This is a genomic window from Pseudoalteromonas sp. BSi20439 (assembly GCF_000241165.1).
Lineage (GTDB): Bacteria > Pseudomonadota > Gammaproteobacteria > Enterobacterales > Alteromonadaceae > Pseudoalteromonas.
Genome location: NZ_BADW01000168.1, coordinates 23,391 through 30,250 on the forward strand (window position 1 = coordinate 23,391; position 6,860 = coordinate 30,250).

8 protein-coding genes are annotated in these 6,860 nt (G+C 42.7%); all 8 read right to left on the reverse strand.

Annotated features, from left to right (window positions below):
* Positions 1 to 462 precede the first annotated feature (462 nt).
* The 8 genes from fdx to trmJ all read right to left on the reverse strand — a co-directional run bounded on the left by fdx (position 463) and on the right by trmJ (position 6,732).
* Positions 463 to 801, reverse strand: coding sequence for an ISC system 2Fe-2S type ferredoxin (gene fdx / locus P20439_RS13440; RefSeq protein WP_008113929.1), 339 nt, complete (start codon positions 799 to 801; stop codon positions 463 to 465).
* Positions 802 to 812: 11 nt separating this feature from the next.
* On the reverse strand, positions 813 to 2,675 hold the full coding sequence (gene hscA, locus P20439_RS13445) for a Fe-S protein assembly chaperone HscA (protein WP_008467671.1): 1,863 nt from the start codon (positions 2,673 to 2,675) through the stop codon (positions 813 to 815).
* A 41-nt stretch (positions 2,676 to 2,716) separates the two neighbouring features.
* Positions 2,717 to 3,244: a co-chaperone HscB gene (gene hscB, locus P20439_RS13450; RefSeq protein ID WP_008467673.1), complete on the reverse strand. Its 528-nt coding sequence runs from the start codon at positions 3,242 to 3,244 to the stop codon at positions 2,717 to 2,719.
* Positions 3,245 to 3,314: 70 nt separating this feature from the next.
* A complete protein-coding gene (gene iscA, locus P20439_RS13455) occupies positions 3,315 to 3,638 on the reverse strand; it encodes an iron-sulfur cluster assembly protein IscA (RefSeq protein WP_008113924.1) in 324 nt (107 codons plus the stop codon).
* Between the two features lie 9 nt (positions 3,639 to 3,647).
* Entirely contained in the window at positions 3,648 to 4,031 is a 384-nt protein-coding gene (gene iscU, locus P20439_RS13460; RefSeq protein ID WP_008467675.1) for a Fe-S cluster assembly scaffold IscU, read from the reverse strand.
* A gap of 40 nt (positions 4,032 to 4,071) precedes the next feature.
* Positions 4,072 to 5,289, reverse strand: a complete 1,218-nt coding sequence (locus P20439_RS13465; RefSeq protein WP_008113922.1) for an IscS subfamily cysteine desulfurase — start codon at positions 5,287 to 5,289, stop codon at positions 4,072 to 4,074.
* A gap of 24 nt (positions 5,290 to 5,313) precedes the next feature.
* On the reverse strand, positions 5,314 to 5,805 hold the full coding sequence (gene iscR, locus P20439_RS13470) for a Fe-S cluster assembly transcriptional regulator IscR (RefSeq protein WP_008113921.1): 492 nt from the start codon (positions 5,803 to 5,805) through the stop codon (positions 5,314 to 5,316).
* A gap of 201 nt (positions 5,806 to 6,006) precedes the next feature.
* Positions 6,007 to 6,732: a tRNA (cytosine(32)/uridine(32)-2'-O)-methyltransferase TrmJ gene (gene trmJ, locus P20439_RS13475; protein ID WP_008467677.1), complete on the reverse strand. Its 726-nt coding sequence runs from the start codon at positions 6,730 to 6,732 to the stop codon at positions 6,007 to 6,009.
* Positions 6,733 to 6,860 lie beyond the last annotated feature (128 nt).

The window sequence follows — 6,860 nt, forward strand, 5'->3', positions numbered from 1 at the left end:
AACCGCTTTAAAAAGCATATGCACAAAGAGAAGTGAATGAGAAGAAAATGAGAAAGCACTAACCATTAGCCTGAGTGATTAATTGTTTTGTCACTTCCTCTAAAAGCGCAGCGTCTCTTAACCTCTTTGTGCATAATTTTATTACCTTTAACCACATTTGCGCGGCGTAAAGCCCCGCCTAAAAAATATTTACACCACAGAGAATACAAAGGCGCTTCGCGCTACACCGAGGGGTTAAGGTAAATAACACTAAACCTTTGCCTTTGCTCACTTTCTCTGTGAACTCTGTGCCCTCTGTGGTGAATAAATCACTAAAAAATCAAACAATGAGCCGCTGCAAGGCTAACTTGAGAAAGCTCTACGTCTACAAAAGATTTGTCTGCGCGGCATAAATCTTCGCCTAAAACAAAAAAGCCGCTGTGTTAAACAGCGGCTTTTAATATAATAGTCGTTAATTAAAAACTAGTGTTCTTCATTAACGATATTGAGATTGTACTTTGGTATTTCAACCACTAAGTCTTCATCTCTAATGATTGCTTGGCAACCTAAGCGCGATTCAGGCTCTAAACCCCATGCTTTATCTAGCATGTCGTCTTCTAGGTCGTCACTTTCATCTAATGAGTCAAAACCTTCACGGATCACTAAATGACAGGTTGTACATGCACATGATTTTTCACAGGCATGAGGGATGCTAATGCCATTTTTAAGCGCGATATCAAGTACCGTTTCGCCAGCGGGCGCTTCTATTGCAGCACCGTCAGGACACAACTCCGGATGGGGAAGAAAAACAATTTGTGGCATTCTAATCTCTCTTATATATTGTCTACTGACTGGCCTGTTAAGGCTTTTTTAATTGATGCATCCATTCTACGCGCGGCAAAATCACTACTCGCATTGTCCATTTTTTCAATGGCTGCTTTAATTTCGCTTGGCTCTTGTGCACTCTCGCGTACTTTTGCAAGTTCGTTTATTTCCACTTTTAGCGCCGCTAGTTGCTCAGGCTCAAGTAAATCGCCATCAGCAGCTAATGAGGCTTCCATTGCTTCTATTACACGAAGCGCTTCAACTTGTTGCTCTTTAAGCATACGCGCTTGCATATCGCCTTTAGCGTTACTCATCGACTCTTTAAGCATATTAGCAACTTGGTCGTCAGACAAACCAAACGACGGTTTTACTTGTATTTCTGCTTGAACGCCGGTTGATTTTTCCATGGCTGATACGCTTAGTAAACCATCAGCGTCTACTTTAAAGGTAACGCGAATATGCGCCGCCCCCGCCGCCATAGGAGGAATACCTTTTAAGCTAAACTTTGCCAGCGATCGACAATCGTCAACCAGTTCACGTTCACCTTGTAATACATGCAACGACATAGCCGTTTGACCATCTTTAAACGTAGTAAATTCTTGCGCACGTGCAACCGGAATCGTGGTATTGCGTGGAATGATTTTTTCAACCAAGCCACCCATTGTTTCAAGGCCTAACGACAACGGCAACACATCAAGTAATAACATGTCGGAATCTGGCTTGTTACCAATTAATACGTCAGCTTGTAATGCAGCACCCAGTGCAACAACGCGATCAGGGTCAATTGAAGTGAGTGGCTGTTTATCAAAAAATTCACCGACTTGAGTACGCACTAATGGCATACGGGTTGAACCACCAACCATTACAACTTGTAATACTTCTTGGTTTTCAATACCGGCATCTTTTACTGCACGACGACATGAGCGGAGCGTTTTTTTAACCAGTGGCATAGCGAGCTCATTAAATTTTTCTCGCGTTACTTCAACCATGTATTTTTCATCGTCAAACTCAAGGCCAACATTCACTTTTTCGTATTGGCTGAGTGCTTCTTTACAGGCTTTGGCTTTATTAATGAATAAGCGTAATACCGAAGGAGATAAGCTTGTCACGCCGGTTTCTTGTTTTAGGTAATCAACTAATAATGAGTCAAAGTCGTCGCCGCCTAGGCTAGAATCGCCACCGGTGGCCAGCACTTCAAACACGCCTTTATTAAGACGCAGAATAGAGATATCAAAAGTACCGCCCCCTAAATCATAAACGGCGATAATACCTTCTTGCCCCGAATCTAAACCGTAAGCAACGGCAGCGGCAGTAGGCTCGTTTAGTAAGCGCAGTACATTAATACCGGCAAGCTCAGCCGCATCTTTGGTGCTTTGACGCTGTGCATCATCAAAATAGGCTGGTACGGTGATAACCGCGCCTAAAATATCTTGATTACCAAAGCTTTGCTCAGCGCGTACTTTTAATGCATTTAAAATATGACTTGAGGCTTTAACTGGGCTGATTTTTCCCGCAGCCGTTTCGATAGCCAATGCACCATCATCATCGCAAAACTGATAAGGCAGTTGGCCATAGCTTTGTTCTATTTCGGTTTGCGTTTTACCTAAAAAGCGCTTCACTGAAATAAGCGTATTAACCGGATCGAGTGTAGCTGCTTGCATTGCATCATTACCCACGGTAATGCCGCCAGCTTGATAACGAACCACTGAGGGTAACATCGCTTCGCCTGACTCATCAGTAATAGTGCGTGCTTCGCCGCTTTGTACGGTTGCCACTAATGAATTTGTAGTGCCTAAATCAATTCCAATGGCTAATTTGTGTTCATGTGGTGCCGCGCTCTGCCCCGGCTCAGCAATTTGCAATAATGCCATAATGCTCTTTAAACTCGTGTTGCTCGCTTTGCAGCAAGTAATTAATCGTCAAATAAACTGTCTTCAATGCGTTCAAGTTCGTCTTGTAACTTATATACAAATTTTAATTTGCGAATGTTGTCAGCAGCGTGTTGATATTGTTGCTCATCGTTGCTTGCAAGTTGCTCAGCCAATTCGTTGCTATACTGGGCTTTTAATTGCTTTATTTGCGACTCAAAATTAGCAATAGCGGCCTCAGGATCACTTGCAGAGGGAAGTTCTTCAAGCTCTTCGCGCAGTTCCATTTGTTGCATCAAGAACATGGGATCTTGCAGTGTTTGCTGCTCAGCGCGAATATCAACGCCCAGCTCGCTCAGCATATATTCTGCACGTTTAACCGGATGCTTAAGTGTTTGTAATGCGTCGTTAATTTCAGCGGTACTTTGTACGGCCATTAATTTATCACGACTGCTGGCATTAGCATGACGATCAGGGTGTACAGCACGTTGAAGTTCTAAGTAGTGCTTGTTGATCATTGCTAAGTCAATATTGTAGTCAACCGGTATTGCAAATAACTCAAAATAACGCATAACTTCTCACAAATGACAAAGCCCTACATTAACTGGCAGGGCTTATTTATATCTTAAAACAAGTTTGAGCTTAAACGGTAAAGCTTTCGCCACAGCCACACTCATCGGCTTGGTTAGGGTTATTAAATTTAAACCCTTCATTTAAGCCTTCTTTAGTGTAGTCGAGCTCAGTGCCGTCGATATAAACTAAGCTTTTAGCGTCAACAATTAAAGTAACGCCTTTGGCCGCAAATGTTTCATCGTCATCGTTTAGCTCATCAACAAACTCTAGAACATAAGCAAGACCTGAACAGCCCGTCGTTTTAATGCCAACTCGCAGGCCAATGCCTTTACCACGGTTTGCTAAAAATGATTGTACGCGGTTTGCTGCCGCATCTGTCAATGTCACTGCCATGAATATCTCTTAGTTTGTATGTTTGCTTTTGTAATCTGCAATTGCTGCTTGAATTGCATCTTCGGCTAAAATTGAGCAGTGAATTTTCACTGGTGGTAATTCTAGCTCTGCGCTGATATCGGTATTTTTAATAGTCGCAGCTTCGTCTAATGTTTTGCCTTTAACCCACTCTGTTACCAGCGAAGATGAAGCAATTGCGCTACCACAGCCGTACGTTTTGAATTTTGCATCTTCAATAACGCCGTCTGCCGATACTTTAATTTGCAATTTCATTACGTCACCACATGCTGGTGCGCCTACCATACCCGTTGCCACTGACGGATCATTTTTGTCTAGAGCACCTACGTTACGTGGGTTTTCTACGTGGTCGATTACTTTATCACTGTAAGCCATAATTCTATCCTCACTACCTGCTAGGTATGGGCTCCACTAATTAGTGGTGCGCCCATTCAACTGAATCTAAATCAACACCTTCTTGGTGCATTTCCCAAAGAGGAGACATTTCACGTAAACGGCCAATCGAGTTTTTCATTAGCTCAACGGTGTAATCAATCTCTTCTTCGGTGGTAAAACGGCCAATACTAAAACGAATCGAGCTGTGCGCTAGCTCGTCGTTGCGACCTAATGCACGTAATACGTAAGAAGGCTCTAAACTTGCAGATGTACAGGCTGAACCTGACGATACCGCAATATCTTTAACAGCCATTAATAACGACTCACCTTCAACAAAGTTAAAGCTAATGTTGACAATACCAGGTACTGATTGGTCTTGCGTGCCGTTAAAGTACACTTCGTCCATATCCGTTAAAATGCCGTCGATTAGGCGTTTACGCAACGCACTGATGTGTGCGTGATCTTTTTCAAAATCTTGTTTTGCAATTCTAAATGCTGCGCCCATACCCACTAATTGATGAGTTGCTAATGTACCTGAACGCATACCACGTTCATGGCCGCCACCGTGCATTTGTGCTTCTAAACGTGCACGTGGTTTACGACGAACATACAAAGCACCTACGCCTTTAGGGCCGTATACTTTGTGCGCCGAGAATGACATAAAATCTACTTTGGTTTGTTGCACGTCAATTAAAACTTTACCCGCGCTTTGTGCTGCATCTACGTGGAACATAATTTTACGTTCGCGGCACATTTCACCAATTGTATTGATGTCTTGGATTACACCTAGCTCGTTATTTACATGCATAATACTTACAAGCACGGTGTCGTCACGCATGGTGTCTGCTAATTTTTGCAGATCAAGTAGGCCGTTTTCTTCAACGTCCATGTAGGTTACTTCAAACCCTTGACGCTCAAGCTCACGACATGTGTCGATAACCGCTTTGTGTTCAGTTTTAGCAGTAATAACATGCTTACCTTTTTTCTTGTAAAACTGAGCTGCACCTTTAATAGCAAGGTTATTTGATTCTGTTGCACCCGATGTGAATACAATTTCACGTGGGTCTGCATTAATTAAATCAGCAATGTCAGTACGTGCTTGGTCAACGACTTCTTCAGCTTGCCAACCAAAACGGTGTGAACGCGATGCTGGATTACCAAAATTACCGTCCATAGTCAGGCACTGCATCATTTCTTTGGCAACTCGTTCGTCAACGGGCGTAGTTGCTGCGTAATCTAAATAAATCGGTAACTTCATTTCTCTCTCCGCTGCAGGTCAACCTTAAAGTTGACAGCTTACTTGAATATTTTCCAACTGCTTAATTGCATCATTAACGCTGTTTTCTTGGCGAAGAGCGACCGCTTTAACGTCCGACTTTTCGACCAGTTCAGCTAAGGTAATATTATTTAAAAATTCTTCAATTCGTGCGCTTAAGTCTGACCACAATGTATGGGTTAAACAACGCATACCACTTTGACAACCAGTATTGCTTCGCTGACACCGTGTAGCGTCAACAGATTCATCTACCGCATTGATAACATCGCCAACTGAAATTACGTCAGCCTCACGTCCTAGTAAATAGCCCCCACCAGGACCTCGAACAGAACTCACTAGCCCATTTTTACGTAAACGGGCAAATAACTGCTCAAGATAAGACAAAGAAATTTCTTGGCGCTGCGAAATATCTGCAAGCGCTACAGGGCCTATATTTGCATGTAGTGCAACATCCAGCATGGCTGTAACGGCGTATCTGCCTTTTGATGTTAACTTCATAACGCCCCCGCACAAAAGAGTGCAAATTTTAATTACCAGAGTAGATTAGTCAAGTATTATCCTGATTGGCTAGCCTCGAATGCCAGCCGATAAACTTGTAATACCCGACTGTTTTGGTCAAGTATTGGGTCTATTGTAATTACCTGAGTAATTTAGTCAAGTATTAGTGGAGTAATAAAGGGCGCTATTTATAACTAATTACTATTTTATAGACTTATTAATTGAGGTAAGAATACCTCGTAATATGTTCATTTCAGCATCTTCAGGGCGAGCACGATTAAACAAGCGACGTAGCTTAGTCATTACCATGCCTGGGTGCTGCTTAATGATGAAGCCTGTTTTAAACAAAGTGTCTTCAAGGTGTTCGTAAAACAGCTCTGTTTGTTTAGACGATGGATATAGGGTTTCGTCTTCTTCTTGAACAGCCTTAGGTTGCTGATTTAAAAACGCCATACGCGTTTCATAGCATAAGGTTTGTACTGCCATAGCTAAATTTAGCGAGCTGTATTCTGGGTTAGCAGGAATACACACATGGTAATTACACAGTTGTAATTCTTCGTTTGTTAAGCCACTGTTTTCACGGCCAAATACAAGTGCTACAGGGCCATTTACAGCTTCGCCAACAAGCTTTTCACCACATTCACGCGGCTCAACCATAGGCCACGACAATGTACGCGAGCGAGCACTAGTACCAATAGTTAATGCACAATCAGCAATGGCATCGGCAACCGTATCAACAACAACAGCATTACCAAGTACATCTGTAGCACCTGCAGCCAGTGCGCTTGCATGACTGTCTATTTCACAGGCTGGATCAACAAGGTATAACTTTGATAATCCCATGGTTTTCATGGCACGTGCCGCAGAACCAATATTGCCAGAATGTGAGGTGTTAACTAAAACGATGCGAATATCATCTAAGATCATTACAGTGCTACTTATCGAGTACAAAAAAATTGCGCAAATTCTAGCATGAAAACGCGCTGAGATCCTATATTCAATAGTCGAGATCTAAAAGATCAGTTCGGGGTCAGCGGTCAGCGGTCAGCGGTCAG

Excerpts from the sequence above, each read along its gene's own strand:
- iscR (WP_008113921.1), bottom strand. The coding sequence starts at position 5,805 with ATGAAGTTAACATCAAAAGGCAGATACGCCGTTACAGCCATGCTGGAT.
- hscB (WP_008467673.1), bottom strand. The coding sequence starts at position 3,244 with ATGCGTTATTTTGAGTTATTTGCAATACCGGTTGACTACAATATTGAC.
- trmJ (WP_008467677.1), bottom strand. The coding sequence starts at position 6,732 with ATGATCTTAGATGATATTCGCATCGTTTTAGTTAACACCTCACATTCT.
- fdx (WP_008113929.1), bottom strand. The coding sequence starts at position 801 with ATGCCACAAATTGTTTTTCTTCCCCATCCGGAGTTGTGTCCTGACGGT.
- hscA (WP_008467671.1), bottom strand. The coding sequence starts at position 2,675 with ATGGCATTATTGCAAATTGCTGAGCCGGGGCAGAGCGCGGCACCACAT.
- P20439_RS13465 (WP_008113922.1), bottom strand. The coding sequence starts at position 5,289 with ATGAAGTTACCGATTTATTTAGATTACGCAGCAACTACGCCCGTTGAC.
- iscU (WP_008467675.1), bottom strand. The coding sequence starts at position 4,031 with ATGGCTTACAGTGATAAAGTAATCGACCACGTAGAAAACCCACGTAAC.
- iscA (WP_008113924.1), bottom strand. The coding sequence starts at position 3,638 with ATGGCAGTGACATTGACAGATGCGGCAGCAAACCGCGTACAATCATTT.